This is a genomic window from Olleya sp. ITB9 (genome assembly GCF_001315805.1).
GTDB lineage: Bacteria > Bacteroidota > Bacteroidia > Flavobacteriales > Flavobacteriaceae > Olleya > Olleya sediminilitoris.
Genome location: NZ_BCBW01000047.1, coordinates 1 through 17380 on the forward strand (window position 1 = coordinate 1; position 17380 = coordinate 17380).

Here is a 17380-nt window from a genome sequence, read left to right on the forward strand (position 1 = left end):
TAAATATATCGAAACGTTTCGAATACGTAACTTGATTAATAATTAAATAATTTTAGGTATCTTTAATTGTAGATTTGTTATGTAATAGCTATAAATATTATTAATTAACTAAAAATTATCAAAAATGAATACACTAATCAAAAAATGGAGTTTGTTCCTATTGTGTTTATTCTCGGGTATTTCCTTATTTGCACAATCTGTAATCTCTGGTAAAATTAATGACGAAGCAGGTATGCCGCTACCAGGTGTAAATGTTATTTTAAAAGGCACTTCACAAGGTGCAACTTCAGATTTTGAAGGGAATTATTCTATTGAAAGAGTAAGTGATGGTAACTACACTCTTGAAGCAACTTATTTGGGGTATACAAAATATTCAAAAAATGTTTCTGTAAATTCTGAAAATTTAGTTATTGGGTTTACAATGATTGTAAATGCAGAATCTTTAGATCAGGTTATAATAACAGGTGTAACAAACCCAAGGTCTAAAATAGAATCAAGTGTATCTGTAACAACAATGAAACCTAAATTGATAGAGCAGTCTGCGCCTAGATCAACTGCCGAGATATTTAGAACTATTCCAGGAATTCGTTCAGAATCTTCAGGTGGTGAAGGTAACTCTAATATTGCAGTAAGAGGTGTTCCTGTATCTTCAGGAGGTTCAAAATATGTACAATTACAAGAAGACGGTTTACCTGTTTTGTTATTTGGTGATATGTCTTTTGCTACAGCAGATATTTTTACGCGATACGATTCTAATATATCACGAATAGAAGCTATAAGAGGTGGGTCTGCTTCAACATTATCATCTAATTCACCAGGTGCAATTATTAATTTAATTAGCAAAACTGGTAAAGTAGAAGGTGGTTCTATAGGTACTTCTTTTGGTTTAGATTATAGTAATTTTAGAACAGATTTTGAATACGGAGCACCATTAGGAAACGATTTATATTTTCACATGGGAGGTTTTTATCGTGTAGGTGAAGGTATTAGAGATGCTGGTTATACAGCTAATAATGGAGGCCAATTTAAATTAAACTTAACTAAAGAATTTGATAAAGGTTATGTTCGTGTATATGCTAAATATTTAAATGATAGAGCTATTGGATACTTACCAAACCCAATACAAGTAACAGGTACAAATGATGATCCAGATTTTCAAGATCTTACTAATTTTGACGCTAATAGTGAAACATTACATACTCCATACTTATCTCAAAACGTTGGTTTAGGTGAAAGTGGTGCGTTAAGACGATCTAATGTTAGTGATGGTATGAATCCAATTTCAACATCAATAGGTATGGAAGCAGCTTTCGATTTAGGTAACGAATTTAATATTACAAACAAAGGTAGATTCTCTTCTAATAAAGGTGGGTTTAACTCTCCATTTCCAGCAAGTGTTTTAACAGCATCAGATTTTCTTGCAGGAGATTTTGCAACAGGTAATGGTTACAGTTCTTTAAGTTATGCAAATGGTGATGGCGCAGTGAGTGATAATACAGTAATTGCACCTGTAGTGTTATTTGACACGCAGTTAAATAACTTTAATAATTTCATGAATGATATTCGTTTAACAAAAGACTTTGGAAACTTAGATGTAACTGTTGGTTATTTTAAAGGCATCCAAAATGTATCTATGTCTTGGTTATGGAACTCATATTTATTAGAAGCTTCTGGTGAAAATGCTAGATTGATTAATGGAGTAGATGCTGGAGGAAATGATATAACATCTAATGGTTTAGTAGGTTATGGAGCAGCTTTTTTTGGAAACTGTTGCCAACGTAGTTACGATACACGTTACAATGTTTCTGCACCATACTTATCTGTAGCTTTAGAAGCTTCAGAGAAGTTAAATGTAGATGCAAGTATTCGTTTTGATAATGGTAAAGTAGATGGTTCTTTTGCTGGGCCAGTAACTTCTGCTTATGATATTAATAATGATGGTACAATCTCTCAGCCAGAACAAACTGTACAATCTATAGATTTATCAAATCCTACAGTTGTAGATTATGACTACGATTACGTTTCGTATTCTTTAGGTTTAAATTATAAAATTCAAGATAATCAAGCAGTGTTTGCTAGATATAGTAGAGGTGCTTCGGCTAAAGCAGATAGAATTTTATTTGCAGGATTAGATTATACAGATAGTGATAGAATTAATGCATTAGATTTTATTAATCAAGCAGAAGTTGGTTATAAAAGAGGTTTTGAAAATGGATCTTTATATGCAACTGTATTTTATGCTAAAACAACAGAAGAAGGTGGTTTTGAAGCAACTTCAAATTCTATAATCGAGAACGATTACAAGTCTTTAGGTGTAGAATTAGAAGGATCTTATAGATTTAATGATTTTGATGTTCGTGGTGGTTTAACATTTACAGATGCCGAAATAGATTCTGGAGATAACGAAGGTAATACGCCAAGAAGACAACCAGATTTTATTTATAACCTTATTCCATCTTATAACTTTGGTAATGCAAAGCAAAACAGTGTAGGTTTAAGTTTTGTAGGACAAAGTAAAGCGTATGCACAAGACTCAAACGAATTAGTTTTACCAGGATTTGTAATTATAAATAGTTTTATAAATATTGGAGTTACAGAAAATTTAAAGGCAAACATATCTGCAAATAATATTTTCGATACCTTAGGTATTACAGAGTCTGAAGAAGGAAGCATAACAGAAGGTCAAGTAAATTACTTAAGAGTAAGACCTGTTCCTGGACGTTCTATTTCTTTAGGTATTAATTATAGCTTTTAATTTAAACAAGTGTTAGTTTTTTTGATTTGAATTTGCATAGAGTCAATATTAACAAATTAATGTTGGCTCTTTTCAATTAACTAAAAAATAATTTACGATGTTAAAAAAACCAAAATTGTCTTTTTGGCAAATACTAAATATGAATGTTGGATTTTTTGGTATTCAATATAGTTTTGGTTTACAGCAAAGTGCAGTAACTCCAATCTATGATTTCTTAGGTGCAAGTCCAGATCAAATTCCAATTTTACACCTCGCTGGACCAGTAACAGGATTGCTAGTGCAACCAATAATTGGCGCATTAAGTGATAAAACTTGGAATCCAAAATTAGGTAGACGAAAACCCTATTTTTTAATAGGTGCAATTTTATGTAGTTTAACATTAATAGCTTTCCCGTTTAGTAGTTCGTTATGGATGGCTGCAGGATTGTTATGGATTTTGGATGCAGGAAATAACACAGCAATGGAACCTTATAGAGCATTAATTGCAGACCAATTAGAGGAAGAGCAGCAACCTTTAGGTTTTCAAATGCAAAGTTTTTTTACAGGACTTGGTCAAGTATTGGCTAATGTTTCACTATTCGTATTTCCATTAATATTTATAGGCACAACAGGCGCATTACCAACTTGGGTATATGCATCATTTTTTCTCGGTGCTATTTGCTCAATTGGTTCTATTTTATGGAGTATGAGTAAAACTAAAGAAATACCACCAACAAAAGAAGAATTAATAAAAATTAGAGAAAAAGGAAGTGTTCTAGAACCACTTAAAGAAATCTTTTCAGCAATAAAAGATATGCCAAAAGTTATGTGGCAATTAGCATTAGTTTATCTATTTCAATGGTATGCACTATTTTGTTATTGGCAAAACTCTTCTAAAAGTGTTGCTTTATCTGTTTGGAATGCAACTCCAGAAAACACACAAGCGTATAGTGAAGCTGTAAGTTGGACAGGTTTAGTAAACGGTTGGTATAATGTTGTTACCTTTTTAATTGCTTTTGCACTAGTAGGTTTCGCTAAAAAATACAGTGCTAAAAAAGTACATGCAGTATGTTTAATTATTGCAGCTATTGGATTTTTAGCGTTTCCGCATATTGAAAATAAAAATCTATTGTTTTTCGCTATTACTGGTTTCGGAATTGGTTGGGCAAGTATGATGGGAATTCCTTATTTAATGGTAGTTGCAGATATTCCTAAAGAAAGATATGGTGTTTATATGGGTATTATAAATATGATGATTGTTATTCCAATGATTATTCAAACATTATCCTTTGGGTTTATTTTAAAAACTTTTTTAAATAACGATCCAAGAAACGCTATAACTTTTGCAGGCGTATTACTGTTAATAGCAACAATTTGTACACTATTTATAAAACAAAATAAACAGCCTCAATTATAACAATGACACAAGAACAATCATATAAAAAAGCAGTTAACTTATTATCTAGAGCAAGAACAGATAAAGGTTTTTTAGCAAGCGCAAGCGACATAACAAATTATAAAAGAGTTTGGGCGCGAGATGGTGTAATTTGCGGCTTAGCAGCATTATTAGATGGTGATTTAAGTTTAACAGAAACATTTAAAAATACATTAACGACTCTTGCAGAAAATCAACATGAATTAGGTCATATTCCATCTAATGTTTTTTTTATCGAAAAAGATAAAGTTGAAGTTAGTTTTGGAGGTTTAGCAGGAAGAGTAGATACTATTTCATGGTTTATTATTGGAATTTGTAATTATGCACACTTAACAAATAACCTAAGTTTTGCCGAAAAATTAAAAGCTAAAATGGATAAAGGTTTAAAGCTCTTAGAAGCTTGGGAGTTTAATAATAATCACCTTATTTATGTGCCAAGATCTGGAAACTGGGCAGATGAGTATATTACCGAAGGCCATATTTTTTACGATCAAGTATTAAGATTATGGGCGCTAAAATGTGTAAATAGTTTGTTTCCTAATAAAGAATATCAAACCAAAATAGATATTGTTACAGAAAAACTTACAGGAAATTATCGTAAAACAAATTATAGTAATCCTTTTCATCCTAATGCTTATAAAAAACTAAAAAAAGAAAAGTTTTGGATGGCTTCAATAAATCCTTCTGGTTATCAAACGATGTTCGATGCTTTAGGAAATAGTATAGCGCTTTTAATTGGGTTGGGAGCCATAGATTTTCAAGAAGAAATTATTAATTATTCCGAAAATTTGAGAGCAACTTTACCATTAAAGTTGTTACCTGCATTTTGGGAACCCATAAAAGAAAATCATGAAGATTGGAAACTTCTAGAAAACAACTGTAAGTATGAATTTAGAAACATTCCTTACGAGTTTCATAATGGTGGAACATGGCAAATGGTAAATGGTTTTTATGGTATGAGTTTGGTTAAAAACCATGCAGAAAAAGCTGAAGATGTATTACATCAAATAAAAAAAATAAATAGCGTAGAGCAATTTAAATTCTACGAAAACTTTAACAGTAAAACAGGAAATCCTACAGGAGTAGAATATTGTACATGGAGCGCAGCTGGTGAGGTTGCTTTACAACAATATATTTTAGGAAAAAGATTATTAGCTTAAAATGGAAAGAGAAATAGATATACTTTGCGTAGGTGAAGCATTAGTAGATTTTATAGGTCACCAACAAGGTGTTAATATCAACCAAACAAGAGATTATCATAGGTATTTAGGAGGTTCTCCTACTAATGTAGCAATGAATACGTCTCGTTTAGGTTTAAAATCAGCCTTAGTAGCAACAATAGGAAAAGATGGTTTTGGAGAATATATACTACAAAGATTAAAAGAAGTTAATATTAACGTAAATAATATTCTAGCACTAGAAACAGAGCCAACGAGTACAATTTTTGTTTCAAGATCTACAGATACGCCAGATTTTGTGGCATACCGTAAGTCAGATTTTATAATAACAGAAAAACAAATAGAGTTAAAAACACTCCAGCAAACCAAAATATTTCATACTACATGTTTTGCGTTAAGTAAAAATCCAGCACGAGACACTATACTTAAAAAAGCTAAAGAAGCAGTAAATGCTGGTTGTAAACTTAGTATCGATGTAAATTTTTCTGAAAAAATATGGCCAGATAGAGCATTAGCTGTAGAAGTAATCAAAGAGTATTGTAGCTATAATCCTTTAGTTAAAATTAGTGAAGATGATATGGAAAGGTTATTTAATACAAAGAAATCACATAAAGAAATTTTTGATTTCTTCCATAAATCAGGTGTTGAAATAGTGTGCCTAACATTAGGAGAAAAAGGAGTAGTGCTTTCGCAAAAAGGAAAATCAGAAATTTCACTTCCAGCAATAGATATTAAAAAGGTAATGGACACTACAGGAGCAGGAGATGCTTTTTGGTCAGGTTTCCTATTCGCCTATATAAAAAAAAAATCCATGGAAGATAGTTTAAAAATTGCTTTAAAATTGGCAGCGCTTAAACTGCAAAATGTAGGTAGACTTCCAGATAATATTAATATTTTATCCAAACTTATAAGTTAGATTTTTTTAAAGTTTTATTTCTATCATTTTTCCTGTTTAAACTTTTAAACTAAATCATTCAAAAAAATGTGAGTTTAAACGAATGAGTATTCTTAAATTTGTGTGTTCTATAAAAACTAAATTATGAGCAAACAAAGTAGAAGACGTGAGGCTTTAGTATATCATGCAAAGCCAACTCCTGGAAAAATAAAAGTTGTTCCAACAAAAAAATATGCATCACAAAGAGATTTGGCTTTAGCTTATTCTCCAGGTGTTGCAGAACCTTGTTTAGAAATTAAAAAAGACGTTAATAACGTTTATAAATATACAGCCAAAGGAAACTTAGTTGCAGTCATCTCTAATGGTACTGCTGTTTTAGGATTAGGTAATATTGGACCTGAGGCATCAAAACCAGTAATGGAAGGTAAAGGCTTACTATTTAAAATATTTGCTGATATTGACGTTTTTGATATTGAAGTTAATACGGAAAATATTGAAGAGTTTATTGAAACTGTAAAAAATATAGCTCCAACTTTTGGAGGTATAAACCTAGAAGATATCAAAGCTCCAGAAGCTTTTGAAATAGAAAGACGTTTAAAAGAAGAATTGGATATTCCTGTTATGCACGATGATCAACACGGTACAGCAATCATCTCATCTGCAGCATTAATAAATGCATTAGAAATTGCAGAAAAAGACATTAAAACTGTAAAAGTGGTAATCTCTGGAGCTGGATCCGCAGCTATGGCTTGTGTAAATTTATATGCTGCTTTAGGTGTTAAACCAGAGAATATTACCATGTTTGATAAAGATGGTATTTTACATAAGGATAGGACTGATTTACTAGATAGTCAACTTAAATTTGCTTCAGATAAAAAGTTTAATAGCTTAGCAGAAGCTATGGTCGATAGCGATGTCTTTTTAGGACTGTCTGTTGGTGATTTAGTATCTCAAGATATGTTAAAATCTATGGCTAAAAATCCTATTGTTTTTGCTATGGCTAATCCAGACCCAGAAATTAGCTACGAGCTAGCAATAGATGCCAGAGAAGATATTATTATGGCTACTGGACGTAGTGACCATCCTAACCAAGTTAATAACGTTTTAGGGTTTCCTTTTATATTTCGTGGTGCATTAGATGTACGTGCGACTAAGATAAATGAAGAAATGAAAATGGCTGCAGTTAAAGCATTGGCTAAATTAGCTAAAGAGTCTGTGCCAGAACAAGTCAACATTGCTTATGGAGAGACAAGATTAGCATTTGGTAAAGATTACATAATTCCTAAACCATTTGACCCAAGATTAATAAGTACTGTGCCTCTTGCAGTAGCTAAAGCTGCTATGTATAGTGGTGTTGCTAAAGAACCAATAACAGATTGGCAAAAATATGAAGATGAGTTATTAGACCGTCTAGGTAGTGATAATAAAATTGTAAGACTACTATTAAACAGAGCTAAATTAAACCCAAAACGTGTGGTGTTTACAGAGGCAGACTCATTGGATGTTTTAAAAGCAGCTCAGATTGTTTATGAGGAAGGTGTTGCAATCCCTATTTTATTAGGAAGAAAAGATGAAATCGAACGTTTAAAAGAAGAACTAGAGTTTGATGCAGATGTATTAATTATAGATCCAAAATCGGACGAGCAATTAGAACAAAAAAACAAATATGCAAAAGTGTTTTGGGATCAAGGTAAGCGTAAGGGTGTTACTCAGTTATTAGCTGAAAAACTAATGAGAGAGCGTAATTACTATGCAGCTATGATGGTTAATGAAGGTGATGCAGATGCATTAATATCTGGTTATACACGTAGTTATCCTTCGGTTGTAAAACCAATGTTAGAGCTTATTGGTTTAGCTCCAGGATCTACAAGAGTGGCAACTACTAACGTGATGATGACACAACGTGGACCAATGTTTTTAAGTGATACAGCTATAAATATAAACCCATCTGCTCAAGATTTGACTAAAATTGCACAAATGACAGCAAAAGTGGTTAAAATGTTTGGTATGGAACCCGTTATGGCAATGACTTCTTTTTCAAACTTTGGATCATCAAAAGACCAAACCGCAACAAAGGTTAGAGAAGCAGTTTCATATTTACATAAAAGACATCCAGATTTATTAGTAGATGGTGAGTTACAAACAGATTTTGCTTTAAATAGTCAGTTATTATCGGATAGTTTTCCGTTTTCTAAACTAGCAGGTAAAAAAGTAAACACTTTAATTTTTCCAAATTTAGAATCTGCAAATATCACTTATAAGTTACTTAAAGAACTTAATAAAGCAGAATCTATTGGACCAATAATGATGGGTATGCGTAAGCCTGCACACATTTTACAATTACACGCAAGTGTAGACGAAATTGTAAACATGGCAGCTATTGCAGTTATTGATGCTCAGCAAAAAGAAAAGCAAGAGCAAAGTATAAAAAATAGTAACTAATTTATTCTACCAATAAATTTCTTACATTTGGTGGATTAACATAAATTTATGATTACACATATTCAAGGAAAATTAGTAGAGAAAAATCCAACAGATGTAGTCATCGATTGCAATGGTGTTGGATACATGCTTAATATATCTTTACACACCTTTTCTCAAATTCCCGATCAAGAATTTTTAAAATTGTATACGCATCTTCAAGTCAGAGAAGATGCGCATACATTATATGGTTTTGCATCAACTACCGAAAGAGAATTATTTAGATTATTAATTTCGGTAAGTGGTATCGGAGCCAATACCGCTAGAACCATGTTGTCTTCTCTAACTCCTAAACAAATTAGAGAAGGAATTGCTACTGAAGATGTAGCTTTAATAAAATCTATAAAAGGTATAGGTATTAAAACAGCACAACGTGTTATTATTGATTTAAAGGATAAAATTCTTAAAATTTATGATATTGATGAAGTTTCTGTAACACAAAGCAATACTAATAAAGATGAAGCGTTATCTGCTTTAGAAGTTCTTGGTTTTGCTAAAAAGCAAGCAGAAAAAGTGATTGACAAAATTGTTAAAGTAGAACCTGAAGCTAACGTAGAAACAATTATCAAACTAGCCTTAAAAAATTTATAATTTATTTTGAATACACGTCAACATACTTTTTATAAATCCCTTAAATATTTTTTATTAACAGTATTTGCATTATTGACTACAACTTTATCTTTTGCTCAAGAAGATGATGGTGCAGTGGAGCAAGATAGTACCAAAACTGGTTTTAATTTAGGGACTATTAATATGCCAAATCCCAACAGCATAGAGTCCAAATATACCTATGATCCTGTAACAGATCGTTATATTTATACTGAGTCAGTTGGTGCATTTAATATAAATTACCCTGTAATATTAACACCACAAGAATATCAGGATTTAGTATCTCAGCAAAATTTGAAATCTTATTATAAAGATAAAATTGATGCTTATGAAGGTAAAAAAGGTAACTCAGAAGAAGCTCAAAAAAATCTAATTCCTGAGTTTTATGTTAACTCTAGTTTTTTTGAAAGTATATTTGGTGAAGGACCAATATCAATTGTGCCTCAAGGTACGGTTGAAATGGATTTAGGAGTATTATTTACTAAACAAGACAACCCATCATTTTCACCAAGAAATAGACAAAACTTTTCTTTTGATTTTGATCAGCGTATTAGCTTAAGTATGTTAGGTAAAGTAGGGTCAAGATTACAAGTTAATGCTAATTATGACACACAATCTACCTTTGACTTTCAAAATTTAATAAAATTAGAATACACACCAACAGAGGACGATATTATCCAAAAAATTGAAGTTGGTAATGTCAGCATGCCACTTAACAGCTCTTTAATTACAGGTGCGCAAAGTTTATTTGGTGTAAAAACACAATTAAGATTTGGTAAAACAACAGTTACTGCTGTGTTTTCTGACCAAAGATCAGATGCAAAATCTGTAACAGCTCAAGGTGGAGGTACTTTGGACGAGTTTGATTTTTTTATTCGTGATTATGACGAAAATCGTCACTTTTTCTTAGCACAATACTTTCGCAATAATTATGATGATGCACTATTAAATTACCCATTTATAAATAATAATATTCAAATTACTAGAATTGAAGTTTGGGTAACCAACCGAAGTAATTCAACTGAAAATGTTAGAAACTTTGTTGCATTTCAAGATTTAGGAGAAACAGATGTTATCGGTAACTCTGGTGTTGCAGTCTCTGGTGGTCCCAATGCCTTCCCTGATAACGGAAACAATGGACTTGATCCAACTAATATTGGTAATGCTGGATCGCAATTAAATGATGCAGTAAGAGATATTGCAACGGTTCAGAATGGTATTTCAATACCTAGTTTTAATGAAGGATTTGATTTTGCTAAACAAGAAAATACAAGAAAACTTACCGAAGGTCAAGAATATACATTAAACACACAATTAGGTTATATATCCTTAAATCAACGTTTAAATAATGACGAAGTCTTAGCTGTTGCCTACCAATACACAGTAGGAGGTCAAGTGTTTCAAGTTGGTGAATTTGCCAATGATGGTATTGGAGCAACAGATGTTGATGTCAATACAGATGGACAAGTCACCAATGTCACCAATAACGCATTAATTTTAAAATTATTAAAAAGTAGTATTACTAGCGTTTCTCAGCCTATTTGGGACTTAATGATGAAAAACGTCTACGATACAGGAGCATACCAATTAACACAAGAAGATTTTACACTTAATATATTTTATAACGAAGCTGCTGCGCTAAACTATATAACTCCAGTTGAAGGTACCCCTTTTGGAGTTGATTTTAATGGAGAACCAATAGAGCAAACTACATTATTAAAACTATTTAATTTTGATAAATTAAATTATAATAATGATCCGCAAACTAATGGAGACGGATTTTTTGATTTTGTCTCAGGTATAACTGTTATACCAGCAAATGGTAAAATTGTTTTTACAAAAGTAGAGCCTTTTGGACGTTACTTATTTGATATTTTAGATAACGATGGTAACACTGGTAACAACGCTTCAGACTATGAAGCAGATACTTATACCAATGCCAATCAAGAAAAATACGTGTACGATTTACTTTATAAAGCGACAAAGACTGCTGCTTTAGATGAAAGTGAAAAAAATAAATTCCAAATTAAAGGACGTTACAAATCTTCAGGAGGAGATGGTATACCAATTGGTGGGTTTAATGTCCCAAGAGGATCTGTTCAAGTAACAGCTGGAGGTCGTGTTTTAGTAGAAGGTCAAGATTATACAGTTAACTATCAATTAGGACGTGTTTATATTATTGACGAAGGTTTAAAAGCATCAAATATTCCAATAGAAGTTTCAACAGAAAACAATTCTATTTTTGGACAACAAACTAAGAGGTATACAGGATTAAATATAGAGCATCAATTTAACGAAGACTTTGTTATTGGTGCGACATATATTAATCTAAACGAAAGACCTATTACTCAAAAAGCAAATTATGCTAATGAGCCAATAAATAACACCATACTTGGTTTTAATGCAAACTTTTCATCTGAAGTACCATTCTTATCAAGATTAGTAAATAAATTACCAAATATAGATACAGATGCACCTTCTAATATTTCTGTTAGAGGTGATTTTGCATATCTGTTACCAGGTGCTCCAAAAGGTACAGATTTTAATGGTGAAGCTACTGCTTACATAGATGATTTTGAAGGCACACAAAATGGGATAGATTTAAAATCTGCTCAGTCATGGAGTTTGTCAAGTAGACCATTAAATGTTAATAATGTTACGACTTTTGACGATAATGGTATAGAAAACGGTTATGGTAGAGCAATGCTTAACTGGTACACGATTGATCCTATATTTTATGGTAGTCAACGTCCGAGTGGTATTTCTGACGATGATATGTCTAGCTTATATACTAGTCGAGTTTTTGTAAACGAATTATTTCCAGAACAAGATATAGCACAAGGACAAACAACAGTGTTAAACACATTAGATTTATCGTATTATCCACAAGAGCGTGGTCCTTATAATTTTGAACCTGGTACTGAAAATGAAACCATAGCAAATCCAGCAGCCAGTTGGGCTGGTATTACTAGACAAATAACTTCTACAGATTTTGAACAAGCCAATGTCGAGTATATTGAGTTTTGGTTACAAGATCCTTTTCAAGAAGATACCAGTAATCCAGGAGGTAAACTTTATATCAATTTAGGTAACATATCTGAAGATGTACTAAAAGATGGACGTAAACAATATGAAAACGGATTGCCTCAAGATGGTAATGTTAGTTTGTTACCACAAACAGCTTTTCAATCTGTAGTTCCTCAAAATCAAGCATTAATTTATGCATTTGATACAACAGGAGAAGAGCGTACAAATCAAGACGTAGGTTTTGATGGTTATGATGATGTAGAAGAAGCAACAAGTTTTCCTTCGGGTTTCGCAGGATTAACAGATCCAGCTAAAGATAATTATAACTACTATCTTAATGCAGAAGGTGATATTTTTGATAGATATAAGTTATATAATGGAGTAGATGGTAACTCTCCAGATACGTTTAGTGATACAGACAGAGGGTCAACAACACAACCAGATGTTGAGGATGTAAACAGAGACAATACAATGAATACTATTGATAGTTATTTTGAGTATGAAGTAGAAATCACTCCTGCATCTCTTAATATTGATAACGAATATATAGTTGACACTAAAAACGTTACGGATAATAACAATCCTAGAGTCTTGCCAAACGGAGATACTGCTTATCCAAAATGGTATCAGTTTAGAATTCCTATTCGTACAGATGATGAATTTGTAGTTAATGGTATTACGGATTTACGTTCTATAAGATTTACAAGATTATATCTAAACGAGTTTCAGCAAAACACAACCTTACGTTTTGGTACTTTAGAGTTGGTACGTAGTGATTGGAGACGTTTTCAGTTGGCTTTAGATGGAGGAGCTACGCCTTTAGATTTTGACGATACAGATTTTACCGTTGGTGCAGTTAGTACCCAAGAAAATGATGGAAGTTATGTATCACCACCTAGTGTAGTGCCAGAACAGTTAAATAATAACAATACTATAGTTAGGCAAAACGAACAGGCTTTAGTAGTTGATGTTTGTGATTTAAAAGCAAAAGACGCAAGAGCTGTGTTTAAAAATATAAGTTTAGACATGCGTCAGTATAAAAAGCTAAGGATGTTTATGCATGCTAGAGATGGCGAAACTCCTGGATTATCAGATAATGAGCTTGTAGGTTTTATAAGAATGGGTAATGACTTAACTCAAAATTATTACCAAATAGAAGTTCCTTTAAGTGTTTATAGTGGTGGATCTTCAGCTGAAGCCTTTTGGCCAGATGTAAATGAAATTAATATAGAGTTAGAAGTTTTACAACGAATTAAATCGTTAGGTATTAGTAATCAAACGTTAACGGATGGTTCAGCTAACTTCTATGACGTTGTAGGCTCAGATTTGGTACCAGTTGTAGATCAGTTTGCAGGTTATGTTACAGGTCAACAACGTGTCGCTATTAAAGGAAACCCAAATTTTGGAGATATCAGAACTTTAATGGTTGGTGTTAAAAACGGAACCAATAATGTGCAATGTGGTGAAGTTTGGTTTAATGAACTTAGGTTGTCCGAAATGGATAATGAAGGTGGTTGGGCTGCAATTGTAACTGTTGATACACAGTTAGCAGATTTTGCAAGCGTTAGTGCATCAGGAAGAATGAGTACTGCTGGCTTTGGAAATGTTAATCAAGGTCCTAGCGAACGTAGTTTAGAGGATAGTAAACAATATGATGTTGTTACAAATGTAAATGTTGGACAATTATTACCTAAAAAATGGGGTATTCAAATTCCGTTTAGTTATGGTCAAGGGGTTGAACTTATTACTCCTAAATACGATCAACAATATGAAGATTTAGAATTAGATACAAGGTTAGATGAAGCTGCAGATTCTGATGAAAGAGATAGAATATTAGAACAGTCCGAAGAATATACCAAACGTAAAAGTATCAACTTTATTGGTGTTAAGAAAAACAGGGTTGGAGACAGTAAACCTCGTTTTTATGATGTCGAAAATGTAACATTAAACTATTCGTACAACAAATTAGAACATCGTGATTTTGAAATAGAAAGATCTGTAGATAAACAAGTAAGAGCTGGTGTTAACTACGCTTATAACTTTGAACCTAAAATTATTGAACCATTCAAGAAAAACGATTCGTTGTTTACTGGTAAATACTGGAAAATTATTAAAGACTTAAACGTTAATGTACTTCCTGCAAGTTTCACAGTTAATACAGATTTAAATAGACAATTCAACCGTCAAAAGTTTAGAGATATTGATCTAACTGGTGATAATATTGGATTAGAAGAATTATATAGACGTAATTATACCTTTGACTATCAGTATAATGTTAATTGGAATTTAACTAAGTCTGTACAAGTCAATTATTCATCATCAAATAATAATATTGTTCGTAATTACTTTAAAGATAATATCATTAACGGAGAACCTGATCCTTTATTAGATGTTTGGGATGGCTTTTTTGATTTTGGTGATCCAAACAGACAACAACAACAAATAGGTGTTAATTATGAATTACCATTAAATAAAATTCCGGCTTTAAGCTTTTTGCAAGCAACCTATTCCTATTCTGGTTTATTTCAATGGGAAAAAGGTTCTGATCTATACGGAAGCTTATTAGCTGATGATGGAAACACCTATGATTTAGGTAACTCTATTTCTAACGGAAATACCCATAATATTAATTCAACTTTAGACATGAATAAGTTGTATAAATTTTTAGGTATAGCTAAAAAGAGAAAAACAAGTAGAGGTAATAAAGTTGCTCGAGGATCAAGAACAAGTGGACCACCAATTGCAGAAAAAGGTAAAAAGAAAACTGAAACCAAAAAGAAAGGAGATGGTTTTGGTGCTAAATTAGGTAACATAGGTCTTGGTTTATTAACTTCTGTAAAACGTATACAAGCAGTTTATAGTGAAACTAATGGTACTTATTTGCCAGGATATTTACAAACACCAGGGTTTTTAGGGACCGTAAAACCGACTATTGGTTACACTTTTGGTAGCCAAAGTGATGTTAGAGAGTTGGCTGCAAGAAATGGATGGTTAACAACCTTTCAGGACTTTAACCAACAATATACTACCAATCAAACGAAACAATTAGATGTATCTGCAAATCTAGAACCTTTTAATGATTTTAAAATTGACTTAGTTGGGTTTAGAACTTATGCTGAAAACTATACTGAGAACTACAGGATTGAAAATGGTGACTATTTATCATTAACACCAAATACATATGGTAATTTTAGTATTTCTGCATTTACATTACCAACCGCATTTGGTAAAAGTGATGAAAATGGATCACAAGCATTTGATGATTTTAGAGAAAATAGATTAGCAATAGCAAGACGTCTAGCAATACAAAATGGATCAGATCCTAACGATGTAGATGAAGACGGTTACCCTAAAGGGTTTGGTAAGACAAGTCAACAAGTTTTATTACCAGCTTTTGTTAGTGCATATACAGGTCAAGATGCTAGTAAAACTAAATTAGGAGCTTTACGTAATGTACCCATACCAAACTGGGATATTAAGTATTCTGGATTTATGAAAATGAAATGGTTTAAAAAGAATTTTAAACGTTTCTCATTAACCCATGGATACCGTTCTAGCTATAACATTGGTCAGTTTAGAACTAACTTGGACTATGATGGAATTGATTATACTCTAGATTACGATAACCAACCAACAGAAGACCTTGATCAAGCAGGAAACTTTAAAAGTGAAGAATTGTATAGTAGTGTGACTTTAACAGAAATGTTTAGTCCTCTATTTAGGTTTGATATGGAAATGAAAAACTCGGTTAGAGTATTGTTAGAAATGCGTAAAGATCGTATGTTATCTTTAAGTTTTGATAATAATTTAATGACTGAAATTTCAGGAAACGAATATGTAGTAGGTTTAGGATACCGTATAAAAGATGTACGTATCAAATCCAATTTAGCAGGACCTAAAAAGTCAATAGTATCTGATTTAGTTATGTCTGCAGATGTATCTGTAAGAGATAATAAAACAATTATTAGATATCTAGATTTAGATAATAATCAAATCACAAATGGACAAACAATTTGGGGCTTAAAATACAACGCAGAATACGCTTTTAGTAAAAACCTAACAGGAGTGTTTTACTTTGATTATACATTCTCAGAATACGCAATATCAACAGCATTTCCACAAACAACAATACGTTCTGGATTAACCTTAAGATATAATTTCGGAAATTAGTAGGTCATTGTTTGAAATTAATCGTCATTAAGTTACATTTGTAATTCAAAAAATAAAATAATGAATATACCATCAGAATTAAAATATACTAAAGATCACGAGTGGGTTAAAGTAGAAGGTGACCAAATTACAGTTGGAATTACAGATTTTGCACAAAGTGAATTAGGTGATATCGTTTATGTAGAAGTTGAAACTTTAGACGAAACCTTAAAGGCAGACGAAGTATTTGGTACTGTTGAAGCAGTAAAAACAGTTTCAGATTTATTTTTACCAGTATCTGGAGAAATAGTTGCTTTTAACGAAGATTTAGAAGACGAACCAGAAAAAGTAAACACAGACCCTTATGGTGATGGTTGGATGGTAAAAGTTAAGGTGTCTGATGCCTCTCAATTAGATAATTTATTATCAGCAGACGACTATAAAGCATTAATTGGTGCGTAAAACGTTACCAATAATTAGCTTTAGTTACAGCTTATTGTTATTATATGTATGCCTTGTAAATGTAAATGAGGTTGTAGAAATATCAAGTTATAATGATAAGTTAACACACTTAATAGCTTATTTTTTGTTTACTAGTGTTTGGTTTTTGTTTTTTTATGGTTTTCAAAAAAAAACAAAAAAACAAGCTTTAACAGGTTCATTTATCTTTGCCATAGTATTTGGTATAATAATTGAAGTATTACAAAAAGTATTAACAGAGCATAGGCAAGCCGATTATAAAGATGTTATAGCCAATGTAATAGGTGCTCTAATAGCAGTTATAATTATAAATTTAATAACATACTGGAAAGTTAAAAACAACTAATAGCTTGTTTTTTTAACAAATAAATAGTTATTTTAGCAGTCAGTAA

At 31.9% G+C, this 17380-nt stretch carries 9 protein-coding genes; all 9 read left to right on the forward strand.

Annotation, left to right across the window (positions count from 1 at the left end; all coding sequences use genetic code 11):
* Positions 1–124 precede the first annotated feature (124 nt).
* The 9 genes from ITB9_RS13345 to ITB9_RS13385 all read left to right on the forward strand — a co-directional run bounded on the left by ITB9_RS13345 (position 125) and on the right by ITB9_RS13385 (position 17334).
* Entirely contained in the window at positions 125–2755 is a 2631-nt protein-coding gene (locus ITB9_RS13345) for a TonB-dependent receptor (protein WP_054852627.1), read from the forward strand.
* Between the two features lie 97 nt (positions 2756–2852).
* Entirely contained in the window at positions 2853–4151 is a 1299-nt protein-coding gene (locus tag ITB9_RS13350; protein ID WP_054852628.1) for an MFS transporter, read from the forward strand.
* A gap of 2 nt (positions 4152–4153) precedes the next feature.
* Positions 4154–5329, forward strand: coding sequence for a glycoside hydrolase 100 family protein (locus ITB9_RS13355; protein WP_054852629.1), 1176 nt, complete (start codon positions 4154–4156; stop codon positions 5327–5329).
* Position 5330: 1 nt separating this feature from the next.
* Positions 5331–6263: a carbohydrate kinase family protein gene (locus ITB9_RS13360; protein WP_054852630.1), complete on the forward strand. Its 933-nt coding sequence runs from the start codon at positions 5331–5333 to the stop codon at positions 6261–6263.
* Between the two features lie 123 nt (positions 6264–6386).
* Positions 6387–8684 carry an NADP-dependent malic enzyme gene (locus ITB9_RS13365; protein WP_054852631.1) on the forward strand — a complete coding sequence of 766 codons (2298 nt, stop codon included), beginning with the start codon at positions 6387–6389 and terminating at the stop codon, positions 8682–8684.
* Positions 8685–8732: 48 nt separating this feature from the next.
* Positions 8733–9314 carry a Holliday junction branch migration protein RuvA gene (gene ruvA / locus ITB9_RS13370; RefSeq protein ID WP_028289322.1) on the forward strand — a complete coding sequence of 194 codons (582 nt, stop codon included), beginning with the start codon at positions 8733–8735 and terminating at the stop codon, positions 9312–9314.
* Between the two features lie 6 nt (positions 9315–9320).
* Entirely contained in the window at positions 9321–16529 is a 7209-nt protein-coding gene (gene sprA / locus ITB9_RS13375; RefSeq protein ID WP_054852632.1) for a cell surface protein SprA, read from the forward strand.
* A 60-nt stretch (positions 16530–16589) separates the two neighbouring features.
* Positions 16590–16970, forward strand: a complete 381-nt coding sequence (gene gcvH, locus ITB9_RS13380; RefSeq protein WP_054852633.1) for a glycine cleavage system protein GcvH — start codon at positions 16590–16592, stop codon at positions 16968–16970.
* Positions 16963–17334 (forward strand): VanZ family protein, encoded by a 372-nt coding sequence (locus tag ITB9_RS13385; protein WP_054852634.1) that lies wholly within the window; start codon positions 16963–16965, stop codon positions 17332–17334. Before gcvH ends, ITB9_RS13385 begins: the two co-directional genes overlap by 8 nt.
* Positions 17335–17380 lie beyond the last annotated feature (46 nt).

Coding starts and splice junctions, on each gene's coding strand:
- ITB9_RS13355 (WP_054852629.1), top strand. CDS start 4,154: ATGACACAAGAACAATCATATAAAAAAGCAGTTAACTTATTATCTAGA.
- ITB9_RS13350 (WP_054852628.1), top strand. CDS start 2,853: ATGTTAAAAAAACCAAAATTGTCTTTTTGGCAAATACTAAATATGAAT.
- gcvH (WP_054852633.1), top strand. CDS start 16,590: ATGAATATACCATCAGAATTAAAATATACTAAAGATCACGAGTGGGTT.
- ruvA (WP_028289322.1), top strand. CDS start 8,733: ATGATTACACATATTCAAGGAAAATTAGTAGAGAAAAATCCAACAGAT.
- ITB9_RS13360 (WP_054852630.1), top strand. CDS start 5,331: ATGGAAAGAGAAATAGATATACTTTGCGTAGGTGAAGCATTAGTAGAT.
- ITB9_RS13345 (WP_054852627.1), top strand. CDS start 125: ATGAATACACTAATCAAAAAATGGAGTTTGTTCCTATTGTGTTTATTC.
- ITB9_RS13365 (WP_054852631.1), top strand. CDS start 6,387: ATGAGCAAACAAAGTAGAAGACGTGAGGCTTTAGTATATCATGCAAAG.